Origin of the sequence: Methanosphaera sp. WGK6 (assembly GCF_001729965.1) — an archaeon.
Classification (GTDB): domain Archaea; phylum Methanobacteriota; class Methanobacteria; order Methanobacteriales; family Methanobacteriaceae; genus Methanosphaera.
This window is the reverse complement of sequence record NZ_JRWK01000007.1, coordinates 78614-97315: the sequence shown is the minus strand read 5'-3', so window position 1 is coordinate 97315 and position 18702 is coordinate 78614. Positions and strand designations below refer to the sequence as shown.

At 27.6% G+C, this 18702-nt stretch carries 15 protein-coding genes, 2 tRNA genes and 1 pseudogene; 13 read left to right on the top strand and 5 right to left on the bottom strand.

All coding sequences use genetic code 11. The features are described from left to right. Positions 1 to 205: 205 nt before the first annotated feature. Entirely contained in the window at positions 206 to 2374 is a 2169-nt protein-coding gene (gene topA, locus NL43_RS05060) for a DNA topoisomerase I (RefSeq protein ID WP_069592958.1), read from the top strand. A gap of 30 nt (positions 2375 to 2404) precedes the next feature. Here topA and NL43_RS05055 read toward each other — a convergent pair whose 3' ends face one another. Beyond that, positions 2405 to 4717, bottom strand: coding sequence for a DEAD/DEAH box helicase (locus NL43_RS05055; protein WP_069592957.1), 2313 nt, complete (start codon positions 4715 to 4717; stop codon positions 2405 to 2407). A gap of 514 nt (positions 4718 to 5231) precedes the next feature. Here NL43_RS05055 and NL43_RS05050 point away from each other — a divergent pair. The 3 genes from NL43_RS05050 to NL43_RS05040 all read left to right on the top strand — a co-directional run bounded on the left by NL43_RS05050 (position 5232) and on the right by NL43_RS05040 (position 9836). After that, positions 5232 to 7751, top strand: a complete 2520-nt coding sequence (locus tag NL43_RS05050) for an STT3 domain-containing protein (protein ID WP_069592956.1) — start codon at positions 5232 to 5234, stop codon at positions 7749 to 7751. A gap of 197 nt (positions 7752 to 7948) precedes the next feature. Then, positions 7949 to 8647: a DNA repair and recombination protein RadB gene (gene radB, locus NL43_RS05045; RefSeq protein ID WP_069592955.1), complete on the top strand. Its 699-nt coding sequence runs from the start codon at positions 7949 to 7951 to the stop codon at positions 8645 to 8647. A gap of 25 nt (positions 8648 to 8672) precedes the next feature. Continuing rightward, positions 8673 to 9836 (top strand): pyridoxal phosphate-dependent aminotransferase, encoded by a 1164-nt coding sequence (locus NL43_RS05040; protein ID WP_069592954.1) that lies wholly within the window; start codon positions 8673 to 8675, stop codon positions 9834 to 9836. Between the two features lie 17 nt (positions 9837 to 9853). Here the strand turns inward: NL43_RS05040 and NL43_RS05035 are convergent, their stop codons facing one another. Continuing rightward, positions 9854 to 10153 carry a PRC-barrel domain-containing protein gene (locus NL43_RS05035; protein ID WP_069592953.1) on the bottom strand — a complete coding sequence of 100 codons (300 nt, stop codon included), beginning with the start codon at positions 10151 to 10153 and terminating at the stop codon, positions 9854 to 9856. 126 nt (positions 10154 to 10279) lie between these two features. Between NL43_RS05035 and NL43_RS05030 the strand changes: the two are divergent. From NL43_RS05030 to NL43_RS05005, 6 genes and pseudogenes are all read left to right on the top strand, one after another. Then, positions 10280 to 11906, top strand: a pseudogene (locus NL43_RS05030) (tRNA uridine(34) 5-carboxymethylaminomethyl modification radical SAM/GNAT enzyme Elp3). Positions 11907 to 12038: 132 nt separating this feature from the next. Further along, positions 12039 to 13025 carry a beta-ribofuranosylaminobenzene 5'-phosphate synthase gene (locus NL43_RS05025; RefSeq protein WP_069592952.1) on the top strand — a complete coding sequence of 329 codons (987 nt, stop codon included), beginning with the start codon at positions 12039 to 12041 and terminating at the stop codon, positions 13023 to 13025. Between the two features lie 9 nt (positions 13026 to 13034). Then, positions 13035 to 13523, top strand: a complete 489-nt coding sequence (hacB, locus tag NL43_RS05020) for a homoaconitase small subunit (RefSeq protein ID WP_069592951.1) — start codon at positions 13035 to 13037, stop codon at positions 13521 to 13523. Between the two features lie 2 nt (positions 13524 to 13525). Beyond that, entirely contained in the window at positions 13526 to 14164 is a 639-nt protein-coding gene (locus NL43_RS05015; RefSeq protein WP_069592950.1) for an HVO_0476 family zinc finger protein, read from the top strand. 24 nt (positions 14165 to 14188) lie between these two features. Further along, positions 14189 to 15466 (top strand): tRNA (N(6)-L-threonylcarbamoyladenosine(37)-C(2))-methylthiotransferase, encoded by a 1278-nt coding sequence (locus NL43_RS05010; protein ID WP_069592949.1) that lies wholly within the window; start codon positions 14189 to 14191, stop codon positions 15464 to 15466. 77 nt (positions 15467 to 15543) lie between these two features. Continuing rightward, positions 15544 to 16332, top strand: coding sequence for a hypothetical protein (locus NL43_RS05005; protein WP_143741322.1), 789 nt, complete (start codon positions 15544 to 15546; stop codon positions 16330 to 16332). 231 nt (positions 16333 to 16563) lie between these two features. On the opposite strand, the gene NL43_RS05000 is transcribed toward NL43_RS05005, so the two are convergent. Together NL43_RS05000 and NL43_RS04995 are read right to left on the bottom strand one after the other, a co-directional pair. Next, positions 16564 to 16636, bottom strand: a tRNA-Phe gene (locus NL43_RS05000). Positions 16637 to 16660: 24 nt separating this feature from the next. Then, positions 16661 to 16732: transfer RNA gene (locus NL43_RS04995), tRNA-Val, on the bottom strand. Between the two features lie 145 nt (positions 16733 to 16877). Here NL43_RS04995 and NL43_RS04990 point away from each other — a divergent pair. From NL43_RS04990 to NL43_RS04980, 3 genes are all read left to right on the top strand, one after another. Beyond that, positions 16878 to 17321, top strand: a complete 444-nt coding sequence (locus tag NL43_RS04990; protein WP_069592947.1) for a GerW family sporulation protein — start codon at positions 16878 to 16880, stop codon at positions 17319 to 17321. A 262-nt stretch (positions 17322 to 17583) separates the two neighbouring features. Beyond that, positions 17584 to 18072 carry a hypothetical protein gene (locus NL43_RS04985; protein WP_158005556.1) on the top strand — a complete coding sequence of 163 codons (489 nt, stop codon included), beginning with the start codon at positions 17584 to 17586 and terminating at the stop codon, positions 18070 to 18072. A 6-nt stretch (positions 18073 to 18078) separates the two neighbouring features. After that, on the top strand, positions 18079 to 18288 hold the full coding sequence (locus NL43_RS04980) for a hypothetical protein (protein WP_069592945.1): 210 nt from the start codon (positions 18079 to 18081) through the stop codon (positions 18286 to 18288). Between the two features lie 48 nt (positions 18289 to 18336). Here NL43_RS04980 and NL43_RS04975 read toward each other — a convergent pair whose 3' ends face one another. Further along, positions 18337 to 18543 (bottom strand): histone family protein, encoded by a 207-nt coding sequence (locus tag NL43_RS04975; RefSeq protein WP_069592944.1) that lies wholly within the window; start codon positions 18541 to 18543, stop codon positions 18337 to 18339. Between the last annotated feature and the right edge of the window lie 159 nt (positions 18544 to 18702).

Genomic DNA, 18702 nt, shown 5'->3' with positions numbered 1-18702 from the left:
ATATTACTCTTAAATTTTAATAAAATATTTACTTATAATTAATAATCAATTTTTTGAAAAACTACAATATTATATATTATAGATTAAAATATCATTTTATATAGAATAAATTCAAAAAATAGAATTAAATTTAGTTATAATTATTACTACTAATTTTTGAATAATACACTATTAGTATAATAAAAAAAGGATGGGAGATTTAATAATGAGTGAATTAATTATCTGTGAAAAGCCTAAAGTGGCAGAAAAAGTAGCTCAAGCATTATCAGATTCACCAGTAAAAAATTCATATAAAAGAGTACCATATTATGAAATTGTTAAAGATAATGGGGATACTATTACTGTATTATCTGCAGTAGGTCATTTATTTTCATTAAAAGCAGCAGATAAAAAGAAAAAAAGATTATATGATGTAGAATGGGTACCATTATATGAAACAGATAAATCAAAAAAATATGTTAAAAATTATATTGATACTATAAAAAAATTTTCAAAAAATGCTGATAGATTTATACATGCCTGTGATTATGATACAGAAGGGACCTTAATCGGATATAATGCTTTAAAATATATTTGTGGAAGTAATAGTATAGAAAATTCATTTAGGATGAAATTTTCAGCGTTAACTAAAAAAGATCTTATAAAATCTTATTCAGAAGCATATCCGCTTAAAGATGATCAAAGTTGGATAGATAGTGGTGAAGCAAGACATATTCTTGATTTTTTATTTGGGGTAAATATATCTAAATCAATGACTGATTCAGTGTCAAAAGCTTCAAATAGGTATGTTCAGTTATCTGCAGGGAGAGTACAAACACCAACCCTTGCAATTCTAGCAGAACGTGAAAAAGAAATAAAAAAATTTATTCCAGAACCATACTGGTTAATCAAGGCAAAAATTCAAAAAGGAATAATAGCTGACCATAAAAAAGGTAAAATCTTTGATAAAAAAGAAGTTAAGAAAATACTTGATAACTGTAAAGGAAAAGATGCAACAGTAACAAAAATAACAACAAGAACATCTAGTAAATCACTACCAGTTCCATTTGAATTAGGAACATTACAATCTGAAGCCTATGCACAATTTGGTTTTACTCCAAGAAAAACACAACAAATAGCACAGAATTTATATGTTGAAGGATATACTTCATATCCAAGAACATCTTCACAAAAATTACCTGACTCATTGGGACTACCTAATATTCTAAATCAATTATCAAAAGACCCTAAATATAAAGATAAAATTAAACAATTAAAACAACCACTCAAACCAAATGAAGGTAAAAAAACTGATGAAGCACACCCTGCAATACATCCAACTGGAACATTACCTAAGGATATTTCTGCAGACTATCAGAAAATATATGATTTAATAACTTATAGATTTATTAGTCTATTTGGAGAACCTGCAGAAATTGAATCCATAAAAGTGGACTTGGATATTGGAGAAGAACCTTTTGAATTCTCAAGACAAAGAATTTCAAAAGAAGGTTGGTTAAACTTAGATCCATATCAATATAAAAAAGTTAAAAATGAAGAATTCCCTGATATATCTGAAGGTGAAACAACTAAAGCTAAAGTTAAAAGTGAAGAAAAAGAAACAAAACCACCAGCACGATATAATCAAGCATCAATAATTAGAGAATTGGAAAAACGGGGATTAGGTACAAAGTCTACAAGGGCAAATATTGTTTCTATATTATATACTAGAAAATATGTTGAAGGTAAAAAAATAGAAGTTAGTCAATTAGGTGAACAAATTATTGATACACTTGGAAAATATTCTGAAAGAATAACTAGTGAACAAATGACTCGTGAATTTGAAACAGACTTATCTAACATTAAAGAACATGAAATAACAGAAATAAATGTTATTGATGAAGCTAAAAATGAATTAGATGGTATTCTTGATTCTATTGATGAAAATAGTGAAGATATTGGTAAAGAACTCTATGGTGCTTATGAACAAAGTAGAATTGTTGGTGAATGTGAATGTGGTGGTAATTTAATTATTATTTCATCACCACGTGGTGGAAAATTTGTAGGTTGTTCAAATTATCCTAAATGTAAGAAAACATATTCATTACCATCAGGAGCAAATGTGCTAAAAACTAAATGTGAAAAATGTGGATTACCATTAATATCTTATGGTAAACCTAGACAAAGAGCTTGTCTTAACTTTGAATGTGCGAATGGTGGTCAAAAATCTACAAATGATGTGGTTGGAAAATGTCCTGAATGTGGAAATGATATTATAAAACGTATGGGACGTTATGGTGAATTTATTGGATGCACAGGTTTTCCTAAATGTAGATTTACTTCATCAATAGCTGATTTTGAAAAATCACAAAATGAAAAAGAAGAAGTTAAATAAATAGAATAATTCACTTATCCTATCTTTTTTTTAATTATTTGAAATTATTTCATATAACTCTTTTAATATAATTAATGTGCCCTTTTTATTCAAGTATTTATCATCTGTCTGTTGTTGTGAACTATATATGCATGCTGGACATCCAGATTCACATTCACAATCTCTAACTAGCTCATATGCCATTTTAATAATGTTTTTAAATAATTTAAATGCTTTTAGGGTTAATCCAACTCCATTTTCAAATCCGTCATATATGAATATAGTTGCATTTAATGTATTTTCATGCATATTTTTAGTAACACCTCCTAAGTCATAGGTATCACACATTACATGAAATGGTGTAACAGAGAGCATTACATTTTCTACTCCTTGTAGACAACCCATGAAAACGTCATTAAATTTTTCATCATTTATTAGTTCTTCTTTTAATTGTTCTTTTATTTCAAATGGTATGGTGAACCAAAATCCTTTTGTTTTGAAATTTAATGGTGGTAAATTTAATTTCTTTGAAGAAATTATTTTACTATAATTTATTACATTATATCTATCATATTTTTCAGTTACATTTAGACGACCATAACTAAGTGTAATATCTCCTATTTTTTCTTCCTTTTCTTCTCTTAATATTTTTACATCTACTTCTTTCAATGCTTGAGTATAATAATTTAGATTTTTCTTTTTAACATACACTCTTCTTTCTTGTATGTCCATTTTTCTTACAAGGTAGGTGTCTCCATTATGGATTAGTACTGCATTTTCATGAGCTTCTCTAAATGCTTGCTTTTCATTCATTTCTTCAAGGAATTGATTTCCATTAAATACTTTGTATGGTTCTGAACGAACGTCACTTAGATTTACTTCAAAGTTAGGTGATTTATCTTTCTTTAATAGATTTTGGTCATCATATATCCATTGGTTGTCGGCATATTTTATAATACCTTCTGTTTCAAGATCACTTATTTCATCTATTACAATACCTTCATCATCAAATCCAAAACTTTCAATTTCATTAAGTTTTAAAGGATTTTCATATGCTGCACATTTCAGGTGGTCTCGTAGTATTTGTTGGTTATTTAAATCTATTATTGCATGTTCATGTGTTTTATTAAAAAATAATTCTGGATGTTTCATAAAGTATTGATCTAGTGGGTTTTGAAATGCAATCATGGTTATTATTGATTCTTGATTACTTCGTCCTGCTCGTCCTGCTTGTTGCCATGTGGATATAAGTGTTCCTGGATATCCTGAGATAATTACACTATCTAATGAACCTATATTAATTCCTAGTTCTAATGCATTTGTTGTGACAATACCTTTTAGTTTTCCTTCTTTAAGATCGTCTTCAATTTTTTTTCTTTCATCTACAGTATATCCTGCACGATATGCTGTTATTTTATTACATAGTTCTGGCTGTTTTGTTTTGAATTGTTCTTTTGATCGTAGTGCTATTACTTCTGCCATTTTTCGTGATATTTCAAAACATATTGTTTGAAAGTCATTTTGGATAAATGTATTAAATAGTTGTAATGTGTCATTATGTATTGATGGATTTTTTGATTCTATAGCGTATGGATTGAAGAATATGAAGTATTTTTTACCTGAAGGTGACCCATTTTCATCAACTAGTTTATATTCAAGTCCTGTTAACTTTTCACTAAATTCTACAGGATTTGCTAGTGTAGCAGTTGATATAATAAATTGAGGTTCTGAACCATAAAACTTACATATTCGTTTCAAACGTCTTATAAGAAATGCCATATTGGATCCAAATACTCCACGGTACTGGTGTGCTTCATCAATAATTATATATTTTATATTTTCAAAGAATCGTTTCCATTGACTGTGCCATGGTAATATGAGATGTAGTTCGTATGGATTTGTTATGACAAGTCGGGATTTTCTTTTTATTTCTGGACGTTTGGATTTAGGAGTATCTCCATCATATTTGGCAGGAAATATTTCTAAATCACAGGCTTCATCTATTTTTAGTATACTTTTTAGTTGATCATTAGCTAATGCTTTTGTTGGGTATATATATAATGCAGTGTCTTCTTTGTTATTTGTCAAATCTTCTAGTACGGGTAGTGTGAAGGATAATGTTTTTCCACTAGCGGTTGGTGTTGTGATAATAACATTATGTCCTTCTCTTACATATTTTAATGATTTATATTGGTGTGTGTATAACTTAATTTCATTTTCTTCAAGGTAATTTTCGAGAGGTTTAGGTAATTCTACTTTTTCTGTTGTGTATCTTGCTCTTCTTGCTGGTATTTCTTCTATATGTTCTATTCTGTCTCTGAACCATTTTTTGTTTTGAAAATATGTTAAGATATCCTTTGTCATTATATGATCAACCTGTTATTTTTTTGTTGATTTATAAATTATTTTTTTATAATAGAAATTCGTCTATATAATATATTATATTATGATTTTTATTTTTTATTAAAATTTTTTTCATATATTTCAATAAGTATTAATGGATTTTTTTTAATTTTTTTTAATTCTTATGTGTATAGTATACTTTAAATAATTTGTTTTGAAGTGAGTTTTAATAAAATTAGTTAGTTATTATTTTTTATTCTTGTTTTAATTAATTATTTTTTATTTTTTTATTTTTTCTACTTTTATATTGTTCTATTTTTTTTAAAACTATTTTTTATAAATTTAAATATATCTTTAAACTTAAATCTTTATAAGGATATTTTTTTGATTAATATATAATAAACAATCTAGTATTGAATAATTTATTCTCGTTAGATACTGTTTATAATTTGAATTGAAAGAAACACTTTATCAATAGTAGATGAATATTATCCTACTTTCCATCAAAATTGGAGGTAAAAAGGAGAATTATCACATGGACAATAAAAAATTAGCAATTAAAATAGCGCCATTTCTCATAGCGATATTACTAGTATTAGCAGTTTTTGCAGTGAGAGCAGAAACAGTAAATCTCGGTGGAATCTCAGATTCAAGTCAAAAAGCATTATATCAAGATGATAGTGGAATGCCGTACTTCACGGAGATAGACTCATATTATAATTATCGTTTAACTGAGAATTACTTAGAAACAGGTCACTTGGGTGATAGTGTTATTAATGGAACTGATTGGGATTCATTATCTACGTCACCAAATGGTCGTGAAGCAGATTATCAACCAGTAATTATAGTTTTAGCTGCAATAGTTTATAATTTTGTAAACTTATTTGGATCAGTATCATTAACACAAGTTGCATTCTGGTTAGGTCCAATAATAGGATCTTTAGCAGTATTACCAGCATTTTTCATAGTAAAACGAGCTACTGGTAGTACATGGGGAGCAATTGTTGCAGGTATAATTGCAGGAGCAGCACCAGCATATTTCTCACACACATATGGTGGTTTCTTTGATACAGATATGTTCAACGTATTATTACCCTTAATGATAGTACTTTTCTTAACAGAAAGTGTATATGCTAAAAAACCAGCATATAAAGGAATTTATGCAATAATTTCAGCATTATTCTTAGCATTATTCTCTCTATCTTGGAGTGGATATACTTATATGGTTTTATTAACATTTGGTACATTAATATTATATTTACCAATTAGTTATTTTGTAGATAAAAAAGATGGTAAAAATATTTCCAATGTCAAAGAATGGTTATCTAATAATCCAGTTACAATAACCTTAATTGTATTTATTATAGCATCAGTAATATTATTAGTAATTACTGTTGGTGGATCAATGTTTGAATCAATATCAAGTGTTGTTGGTTTATCTACCAGTTTACAAAGTGCTACAGCAGGTACAGCATATCCTAATGTATATGTATCTGTAGGTGAGATGCAAATACCAGAAGTAATTGACATTGCAAATCAAAGTGGAGGTTTATTCTCTTTAATTTATGCATTACTTGGTTTAGTATTATTGGCATATGTTTTAAGAAAAAGACCAAAATCAGAAGAAAAAATTGTTGAAGAAGTTCAAGCTCCAACAGATAAAAAAGTTAGAAACAGAAGATATACACCTAAAACTAAAAAAGCAGAAGAAATGGCTCATCATGAACATGTATTCAGACCTGGAAAATTTGAATGGACTGTTGATGAAAAGAATAATAATTTATTCCTATTTGTTCTAACATTACTTTGGATTTTAGGTATAGCTGTAATGTTAACTCAAGGTACAAGGTTTATAGAACAATTTGAAGTGCCAGTAGCTTTACTTGCAGGATTATTCGTAGGAATAATAATTAAGTATGTTGACTTAAAAATAGAACAAAAATCTTATGTTACAGCCATAGCAGTAGTACTAGTATTACTAGCAGTTGCAAGTCCAATGATGGCAGACCATACTACTGCAGCAGCTGCTGTGGGAAGTACAAATGATGATATGTACAACACATTAACTTGGATAAAAGCAAACACAGCTGAAGATACAGTACTTGCATCTTGGTGGGACTTCGGTCACCTATTCACAGCAGTAGCTGATCGTCAAGTAGTATTTGATGGAGGTTCTCAGAACAATATGAGAGCATATTGGATAGGTAATGCATTACAAACTCATGATGAAAACTTATCTGCTGGTATTCTAAGAATGTTAGCAAATAGTGGAGAAGAAGCTTCAAATACATTAGATTTATATACAAATGATACAAGTAAATCAGTAGAAATATTAAATGCAATTCTACCAATGGATAGAACAGCAGCAAACACAGCATTAACTGGAACATATGGATTATCTCAACAAGAAGCTAATGCAGTATTAGATTTAACACATCCGGCTAATACAAAACCAGTTAATTTAATATTAAGTTCAGATATGCTTTCAAAAGCAGCATGGTGGTCTTACTTTGGTACATGGGATTTCCAAAACCAAACCTCAACACATTACTCATATTATCCAGGACAAAGTGAAGTTGAGCAAATAAATGGAAATACCTTTACTTTAGATTATAGTAATGGAATTGTTGGAGTAGCTTCAACAAGTAATGATACAAATGGAACCAGTATGACATTTGCATATGTAGATCAATCTAAATTAAATAAAACATTAAATGAATCTACAACAGAAGATAAAGAACGTATGGCTACTGAATTAACAGATGGTACTGGAAATGAATTAATTAAACCACATAAATTAATATATGTGGATAACAATCAGTTAACTGAAAGAATAGTTAATAATAATAGTAACATGTCTATCATGGCAATACATCAAACTGATGGTTCTTACTTCACAGTATTATTTGATTCATACTTAGAAGATTCTGTATTCACAAAATTATATCTTGAAAGTGGAATGAACACAACAAGATTTAACATGACTCACTCTGAGCCTGGAATAAGTGTATGGGATGTATATGAGTATGCCAGCACATCTACTAATAGTACATAAGTTGTATAAAAATACAACATTCTAACCTTTTTCTTTTTTTTAAAACTTTTAAATTAAATAACCTTTTTTTTGTATATTGATTGATTAATCTTGATTTTTTTCACTATTCGTAATTCAAATATTTATATTACTAATTACAAAATATAACTTAGTTATAAAAATGTTTTAGTAATTAGAAAAAAAATGGGGATATTAAATTGAGAACACTTTCAGACTTAACAAAATCTGTTCTAATTCCTACAAATTCATCATTAGATGATATTTTAGGTGGTGGAATTGAAAAAGGTTGTATAACTCAGATTTATGGACCACCGGGTTGTGGTAAAACAAATATAGCTTTAACTGTTTTATATGAATCTACAAAAAATAATTCTAAAGCAATATATATGGATACTGAAGGTGGTTTATCCTTAGAAAGAATACAACAAATAGCGGGATCTGATTTTGATTCAATAGCGAATAATATTTATCTATTTGAACCAAAATCATTTAATGAACAACAATTAGATATTCAAAATATTGAAAAGCTACTTCAAGAAGAGAAAAACATAGATGTTCTGATAATAGATTCAATTGTTGCATTATATCGTGTAGAAGAAGGGGATCCTTCTGATATTAATAAGAAATTAGGACGTACAATGGCTAAAATTCTAACATTAAGTAGGGAATATAATATAGCAGTACTAATAACAAATCAAATATATTCACCATTTGATGAAGATGATCTAATAGTTGAACCAATTGGGGGGACTGTTTTAAAATATTGGAGTAAAATTATTGTTGAAATAGAAAGAATACCAGGTTCAACAAAACGTTCAGCAATATTACAAAGACATAAAACAAAGGCACCTGGAATATCAGTCACATTTTCAATTACTGATGAGGGAATAACATAATTAATGGAAATATAGGTGTGTATATATGGCATTTAAGAAAAAAGAAAAAAGAATACCAAAAGGATTTGATAATATAAATGATTTCTTTGATTATTTATATAAAAAAGAAGATTTAATATGGATGGGTCAAAATACAAACCATCTTCAAAAAGATAAGGATATAGAAAATGCTTTAATCACAGCAGCTAAAAAAAGAGATTATTGTAAATATCCACCACCTGAAGGTTTTCCAGAATTAAAAGAATTAATTCTTGAAGATTTAGGTTTAGATTCAAATATATTTGATATACAAGTAACAGCAAGTGCAACAGAATCATTATACTTAGCAATCAGTACATCATTATATCATGTAACAAATACAATAGCATCAGATCCAGGATATCTTATAATTAACAATTTTTGTAACAGATTTGGAAATCATGTAAAAGAAGTACCAATATATAATGAAGAATGTGGTTATAAATTAACACCTGAACTCATTAGACAAAATATGGATGCAGAAACTAAATTAATAATATTAATAGATCCATTAAATCCATTAGGAACTGCCTATACAGAAGATGAAATAAAAGAAATTGCAGAAATTGCTAAAGAAAATAATATTATAGTATTGCATGATATAACCTACAAAGATTTTGCAAGAGAACATACTTTAGTGGCAAAATATGCTCCAGAACATACAATTACAGTATATAGTTTTTCTAAAATATTTGGAATGGCTGGTTTAAGAATTGGTGCTGTAATAAGTTCTCCTGACTTAATGAGACCAATGAGAGCTAGTGTAATTAATGATTTAGGAACAAATTCATTAGCACAAGAAGCAGGAATTGCTGGTTTAAAAAGTAAGTCAAACTGGATTGAAGATATAAGACAAACTTGTTTCAATAATCAAAAATTAATAAAGGAAGCTGTTGATGAAACACCAGGTACATTTTTACCAGTTTATCCATCTGATGGAAATATGATGGTTATTGATATATCTGAAACAGGTATTGAACCAGTACAATTATCAGAATATCTTTTAGAAGAAAAAAATATATTTGTAAGAGAAGGAAATTATACTAGTAAACTCTTTGGGGATAGATATGTACGAGTAAGTTATTCTATACCTACTGAAGAGGTAATGGAATTCAGAAAAGAATTTAAAAATGCAGTATTAACATTACAAGAACGTAATATGAAAAAATAAGCTGAAAAGTGAATTAGTTATTTACTTTTCTCTTCTAATTCATTTGGATTAACTATTTCTACATCAGGAACTTCAACTGGTTCTTCTTCTTTTAGAAGTTCTGATTTAGGTACATTTAATAATAAATAATCACCAATTTCAGACACCATATCGATTGTTGCTTCAACAGTAGTTTTTCTTAAACTAAGTTCATTTAGATTAATGATTATTTTTGAAATTGTATTTTCTTTTAAATCTAAATCAATGTTTTGAATTTTACCAATTTCATTAGCATTATCATCTAATACTTTTTTATTAATAAGTTCCGTGATTTTCATGTAGAACACTCCTAATAAGTTTTATAATATATTATTTACTATTCATGTTTTAAATTTGTATTGTTTTATATTTGATTAAAAATAAATTAATAAATAAGTAATTTTTTTGTGTAAGGAGGATAATAAATGGAAGATGCATGTCGATTAATAATAGAAGAAGCTCTAAAAAAATAACATAACAACAAAAAAAGAATTGGAAAAATTGAAAATACAAACATGTAGAAATTTAAATTTACCTGGTTTTATGAGTAATTCTAAAATATTACAATATGCAAAACCTGAAGAACTTGATTCTTTAAGACCAATACTTATGAAAAAACCTACTAGGACAATTTCAGGAGTAGCTATTGTTGCAGTAATGTGTCATCCACATAAATGTCCTCATGGTCGTTGTAAATATTGTCCAGAAAGTAGTATAGCTCCTCCAAGTTACACTGGTGAAGAACCAGCAGCTTTAAGAGCAAGAATGTTTAATTTCCATCCTTATATTCAAACATTTAATAGATTATATCAACTAAGAAATATAGGACATCCAATAGATAAAGTAGAACTTATTATTATGGGAGGAACATTTGCATCAAGACCTATTGATTATCAACAATGGTTTGTAACACAGTGTTTACGAGCTATGAATGATTTTTCATCAATAATTCATAATCTTCCTCCAAATCAAAGAGAAGCAAATATAACACCACCAACTGATTTCCAATATTTACACGATGTGAAAAAAATAAATGAACACAGTAAAGTTAGATGTATTGGGTTAACATTTGAAACAAGACCTGACTTTGCAAAACAAGAAGATGTAAATAGAATGTTGGATTTTGGAGTTACTCGTGTAGAACTAGGAGTACAAACATTATATAATTATATTTATAACCGAGTGGATAGAGGACATAGAATTCAAGATGTCATTGAAGCAAACCAACTTCTTCGAGACTCCGGTATAAAAGTGGCTATGCATATGATGCCAGGATTACTTTCCACATTTAACAGTGATTTAAACATGTTTAAAAGATTATTCACTGAACCTCTATTTTCACCAGATATGTTAAAAATATATCCATGTCTTGTTACAGAAGGTTCTGAATTCTATGAGATGTGGCAAAAAGGTGAATATGAACCTTACACATCTGAAGAAGCAGTAGATTTAATTGTAGAAGTTAAAAAGATACTTCCTAAATGGGTTAGAACTATGAGAATTCAAAGAGATATTCCAGCCACATTAATTGATGCAGGAGTAAAGAAATCTAATCTAGGAGAATTAGTATATAATAGACTTGAAGAAGAAGATGTGCAATGTCAATGTATTCGATGTAGAGAAGTAGGACATAAACGAGCACAGGGTGTTGAACCAAATTATAATAACATAGAATTACTACGAACAGACTATGAAGTAACTGGAGGACGCGAAATATTTTTATCTATAGAAGATCCTGATAATGATATTATAATAGGATTTACTAGATTAAGAATACCTTCTGAAAATATATTCCGTCCAGAAATAACAAATAACAGTGCACTTATACGAGAATTACATGTTTATGGACAAATGCAGAAAATAGGTAAAAATGAGAAAAATCTATGGCAACATAAAGGTTATGGTGCAGAACTTATTAAAGAAGCTGAAAAAATTGCTAAAAATGAATTTGAGAGAAATAAAATGCTGATTATAAGTGGTATAGGCGTAAGAGATTATTATCGTAAATTAGGATATCATAAAGATGGTCCATACATGTCTAAATTCATATAATTTTATTCTTTCTCTATTTTTTTAATCTTCAAAACATTTTTATTCAAATAGGATAAATACTATTAATAACTTTTCACAAAAATAACAATAGTTTATAAATTATTTAAAAAACATTTTTTAGGTTGTATTACGTTGAAAATAGAAACTTCTTCGAGACTACATTTATCATTAATAGATCTTAATGGTTCAGAAGGTCGTGTTGATGGTGGTATAGGGATAACTCTAAAAAATCCATCACTCATTATGACATGTAATGAAACTTCTTCTGAAACAAAAATATTATATGATGATAAATTAGATTTTAACACTCATATTAATGATTGTAATTATAAGATACTCGATGCATGTACAAGAATGAATGAGTATTTAGGTGTAAACAAATCATACACATTCCATATTGAACAAATATATTCTTTTCATCAAGGTTTAGGTCTTGGAACACAACTTGCTTTATCAACAGCACGTTTAGTTGCAAAATTAAATAATATTGAATTAAGTACTTATGAATTAGCAGAAATTGTACAACGTGGGGGAACTAGTGGTATTGGAGTACATTCATTTGATAAAGGTGGTTTAATAATTGATGGAGGTCATAAAAGAAGTGTTAAAAAGAATTTTTTACCTTCATCTGTATCAAAAGTAGCACCACCTCCTTTACTTGCACGATATGATTTTCCAGAAGAATGGAATATAATATTAGCAACTCCAAATAGGATTCCAGGGGCTTCTGGTGATAAAGAAGTAAATATATTTCAAGAATACACACCTATAGCTATGAATGATGTTGAAAAAATAAGTTATCTTACATTGATGAAGTTAATGCCGGCAGTAGTAGAAAAAGATATAGTTTCTTTTGGAGAAGCAGTAAATCAAATACAAACTTTGGGCTTTAAAAAAATAGAACGAAATTTACAATCAAATAAAATAACAGACATTATTAAATATATGGATAATAATGGAATTCCTGCAGTAGGAATGAGTTCTTTTGGACCTACATGTTTTGGAATAACAGATACTAATGTAAACAGTATGAAAAAGGACCTTATTGACATGATGGGTGAAAAAAGTAAGGTATGGATAACTAAAGGGAAAAATCAAGGTTCAATAATAAAAAAATGAGGTATTATAATGGAAAAAATGAAAGGAAAAGTGTGGACATTCAGAGATTGTATAGATACAGATGTGATAATTGCAGGAAGATATCTAAGAACATTTAATCCAGAAGATTTAGCAGCACATGTAATGGAAGCAGAAGACCCTGAATTTGCAGGTAAAGTAAATAATGGTGATATAATTGTTGGTGGATGGAATTTTGGTTGTGGTTCATCACGTGAACAAGCACCAGTAGCAATAAAAACAGCAGGTGTGTCTGTTGTTATAGCTAAATCTTTTGCAAGAATATTTTATAGAAATGCAATAAATATTGGATTACCTGTAGTAACTGCTGATATCGAAGCAAATGAAGGGGATATTGTTGAAGTAAATGTTGAAGAAGGTATAATTATTAATGAAACAACTGGAAAAACATTTGAAATAAAACCATTTGATCCAACCATGTTGGATATATTAGAAAATGGTGGTCTTGTAAATCAATACTTAAAAAATAAGGGGGAGTAAATATGGTGTGTCCTATATGTGGGTTTGATGAATATGAAATACTAAAAAGTAATGGTAAAAATAATAGAGAATTATTAGTTAAATGTGATGATTGTGGTCATATCTATAGGGATATAGCTCCAGAAGAAGCTTATGAAATAGAAGTAAGAGTAATTATCAGTGAATTTGAAACTTCCTGGAAAACTACAGTTAAATTATATTCTGATGAATATTTGGAAACAGGAACTTTATTATATATTGATGATAAAGATGTTGAAGTTACATCTATTGAAAATATGGAAGAAAATAGAGTTTATGAATGTCCTGTGGTTGATATTAAAACAATTTGGGTTAAATCATTAGATACTCTAGCACGTATTGGGTTATCAATTGATAATCATGGTACTGTATTATCTCATAAAATTGAAGTAGAACGTGATTTTATATTTGCAATAGGTGAAGTAGGTGAAGTTAAAGGACTTAAATTCAGAATATATGCTTTCAAAACATTAGAAAGAAATATGAGAAAAGGTTATGCATATGCTAAAGTAATAAAAAGGGTATATGGACGACTTCTACCTAGAAATGATAAATCTAAAGTTAAATATGATTTAACAGAATATGTTGTAAAAACAACTATAAAAGAAAAAGATTATAATTAATTAGAAAAATTGCTTTGTGATAACATGAAAATTTATTTAGAAACACATGGTTGCACGTTTAATCAAGCTGATAGTGATATTATGATGAATATGCTGTTAGATGACCATGAAATAGTTTATGATTTAGAAGAAGCTGATGTAATTATATTAAATACTTGTTATGTTAAATTACCAACAGAACAAAAAATGATTACAAAAATTCGTAAAATTCAAACAGAATATCCTGATAAGAAATTAATTATTGGTGGATGTATGGTTGAAGTAGATCCTGTACGTCTTAATAAATTCGCAGGAGATAATTGTTGGATTGGACCTCATAAATTAGATAAAATAGGGGAAGTTGTGGACAAAGCAATGAATGATGAAATTGTACATGAATATGGGAAAACCACAGTAATTAAGGCAGGTAAAAATAAAAAACAGAATGATTCCTTAATTCATATTCTTCAAATATGTGAAGGATGTAATGGGGCATGTACATTCTGTTGTACAAGAATAGCTAGAGGCTTTTTAGTAAGTTATCCAATTGATATTATTGTTGATGAAGCTAAAGATGCAATTGAACATGGTTGTAAAGAACTACAAGTTACAGCTCAGGATTCTGCATGTTTTGGTTTAGATAATGATGAATCATTTGCAGATTTATTAAATGAATTAGGTCAAATTGAAGGTGATTTTCGTATACGTGTAGGTATGATGCATCCTAAGAGTCTTAAAGATCAATTACCTGAAGTAATAGCAGCATTTAAAAATAATGATAAGATATTTAATTTTGTACATTTGCCAATACAAACAGGTAGTAAAAAAGTATTGGAAGAAATGAATAGGCAGCATACATTAGATGATTTCAAATATATGGTCAATGAATTCCGTAAGGAGATACCTGACATGTCATTAGCTACAGATATTATTGTAGGTTATCCAACTGAAACTGAAGATGATTTTGAAGAAACATTGGATTTATTACGTGAAATTAAACCTGATATAATTCATATATCAAAATATATGCATAGACCTGGAGCAAAATCTAATACATTACAGGAAATTGATCATAAAACTATGAAAAGTCGGTCTCATAGATTAAATGAAGTAAAAACAGAAGTAATGCTAGATAATAATAAAAAATATGAGGGTTCTAAACAAAAAGTTTTAATAACTTCTAAAGGATCCTCTGGAGGATATGTGGGTTATACCGATTCTTATAAAAATGTTATTGTGGATAATGTTGAAATAGGCTCTTTTGTTGATGTAGAAATTATGGAAGGAAAAAGAACATATCTTTCAGCAAAATTAGTAGAATAATATATTAAGTAAAAATTATTATATATACATGGAGATAAAAAGATTATATTTTAATATAATAAAAGGAACTTGATTTTATGAGTTATATAGTATGTCGTAATTGTAAACGATTTATTAAGGTTAATGAAAATATGCCATTGGTATTTGATAAATGTGAAAACTGTGGACATACGTTGGAATTTGCACGTGATGAACAAGAATTACAATTTATATTAAGAGGTATTGATTTACCACAAGTATCTTATAATAAAATATGTTCAAAATGTAAATCAATCAATCCTCGTGAGACTGGTAGTTGTTTGTATTGTGGATCTACTGATTTTCAATTACAATATGATTTGGAAAGTATTCAAAAATATAATGAAAGTATTAATAGATTATCTGATAATTCAGAATCTCAACAACTTCAAGGACAACCTCAAATTATAATAAATCCTCAAAATGTGAAAGTTAATTGGTTATTTAGATTAATTGCTTTAATTATTGGGGTAATTGATTTTTTCTTTTTCTCATTTGTTGGATTAAGTTTTATTTTTGATGAAAATACAGTACCTACAACAACTGCTGGAATGATGATATTTGTTACACAGAATGTTCAATCATTAATGTTGGTAATTATTGCTTCTCTTTTAATAGCAGGTATACTGGCGGTTTTCATCTTACCAAAAATGAGTTATAAGGATTCTTTTCAAACAACTTCTTTAATTGGAATTGTAGTTGGATTAATTACTTTAATGGTATCTAGAGATGTTGCAGTTGTACTTATTTCAATGATAGTTTGTGCAATTATAACTGGAATTGGTGGTTTGATTGGTGAATTATTAGTTCAGAAATTGTTTAGGAGATTGGGTTCTCGTAGATTTTAATTAAACTCCTTATTTTTTTTTTAATGATTTTAGTTTTTCTTGGTTTTAACTTAGAAAACTATTAAAATGATTTTATTCAGATAAATTTTCTTTATTTTGTAATTAAAGTAATATTTATGTTTATTAAAAGTTAATTTTTGAATTTAGGTTGATATCTTTGAGTAAAAAAATCTTTTTTTTTAATATTTATTGTAAAAGTTCTTTTAAAAATAGTATTTATTATAAAGGTTATGCCGTGGGCCGGACTTGAACCAGCGACATCCAGATCTTCAGTCTGGCGTTCTCCCAACTGAACTACCACGGCTTTTTAAAAATAATTTATCAAATATGGGCCGAAGGAGATTTGAACTCCTGATCCCCTCCACGTCAAGGAGGTATCATACCCCTAGACCACCGGCCCAGAAATATCTTCTTTTAAGACTATTTAATATGTTTTTAAATACTAATATATATACTTTTTGGTAGTTTTATTGGTGTATAAAAATATAAGTTAAAAAAATTATACATATAAATATTAAATAAAATAAGTTAGGAGTAAAAATTATATGGATCTTGATAGTTCACTTGATAAAACATTAACTCAAATTCAGAATGTCATGAATGCAAATAGTATTATTGGGGACCCAATCACTACAAAAGATAAAACTATTATTCCTATTTCTAAAGTAGCATTAGGTTTTGGAATAGGTTTAGGTAAAAATGAAGGGAAAACTGAAACTGAAATGGGTGGTGCTGGAGGTGGAGGATCTATTGATCCTGTAGCATTTGTTGTAATACATCATAATATTCCAGGACCAAATGGTGTTGAAATATTACCTATTGAAGGTACAGGTACACCTCTTGGGGATTTACTTGTAGATGTAGGAAAAGTGATTTTTGATTTAATTGGAAATCAAGGTATGGGTATGTCAGGAGAGGAAGTTCCTGAAGAAAATACAAATAGTATTGATAAGATTAAAACTAAAGTTAAATCAACGAAAAAAGAATAAATACATATGATTTTTTTATTTTTTTTAAGATAATAAATAATATATTAAGACATGATATTATATATTAAATAAGTTCTTCTAATTACAATTGGTTTTAAAAATGTTAGTCCAAATATTAATTATATCATTGTTTATTTTAATATTCTTGTTTTTTTATATAATTTTCAAACCTGTAGATATACATATAGTATTTAAAAATTACAATAATGATATGGATGGTTTTATTTATATAAATTATAGTTTGTTAGAATTTGTAATTGATATGGATGACAGATTATTTAAAACTAATCTAAATATATATTCTCATAAATTTAATATATTAACAATAACCCTTAATAGAAAGAATAAATCTTTAAAGAAAGATAAATCTTCAAAAGAAACTGATGAACATAATTTCAATGAAACAATAGAAAAAATAATTCCACTTATAATAGAATCAAAAGAAGATTTACTTAAAATAATTAAATTATTAACAGAAATTTGTAAATTTAAGAAAAGTTATATGGATATAAATCTTGGTTTAAATGATAATAATTTAACAATTAAACTATGTAGTATGATTTGGGCAATCACTGCACCTTTCTATCCATTAGGATTAGAAGTATTATTAATACCAGAAATTAATAAATTAATTATAAAAACAGACATGGATATATCTTGTAATATTTTTTTATATAAAATAATACAAATTATTATAAAAATAATTACAACAAAAAATCTTAGAAATTTAATAAAAACTATTATCAGTTGATTCTGCATGATTAAAAATAAATTATACGTATTAAAACCAATAACTTTGGAAAATAGGTTAATTTATCCAATTGTTGAATTATCTGTTTTTACTTTAGAAAATCTTTTTTTTAATATAGATTTCACTGTTGTAGCACTTAAAATAAGAGAAAATGATGAAATTTATTATAAAAATATTTCAATGTCAAAAAATGATTTTAAAAAAATAAAAAATTAAAGAAAAACTGTTTTCTCTGTTTTTCGAATGATAATTTATGGTAATGAGTTATAATTCTTTGTAAGCCATTACAATATCTTCAGCTTTAAGAGTTTTTCTACCTTCTTCTTTAGCATTATTCAATGCAATTTTAGCAAGTTCTGAAGCTTGATCTTCTAAAAAGGATGATAATTCTTCTTTAGCATCTTCACTTACTCTTTCAGCCCCACCATTTTTCATAATTCTACCTAAAGGTGTTAATGGTAATTTTGTCATGATAATTCATCTCCTTATTATAATTAAACTATATCGTACTATTTAAATATATTTTTTTTAGTTAATATAAATTGGAATTTCCTTTCTTTTGATTTAAACACATATTTCACTAATAAAATATTTGTTTTCGTTTTAAAATAAAAATAGGAAATTATTTTT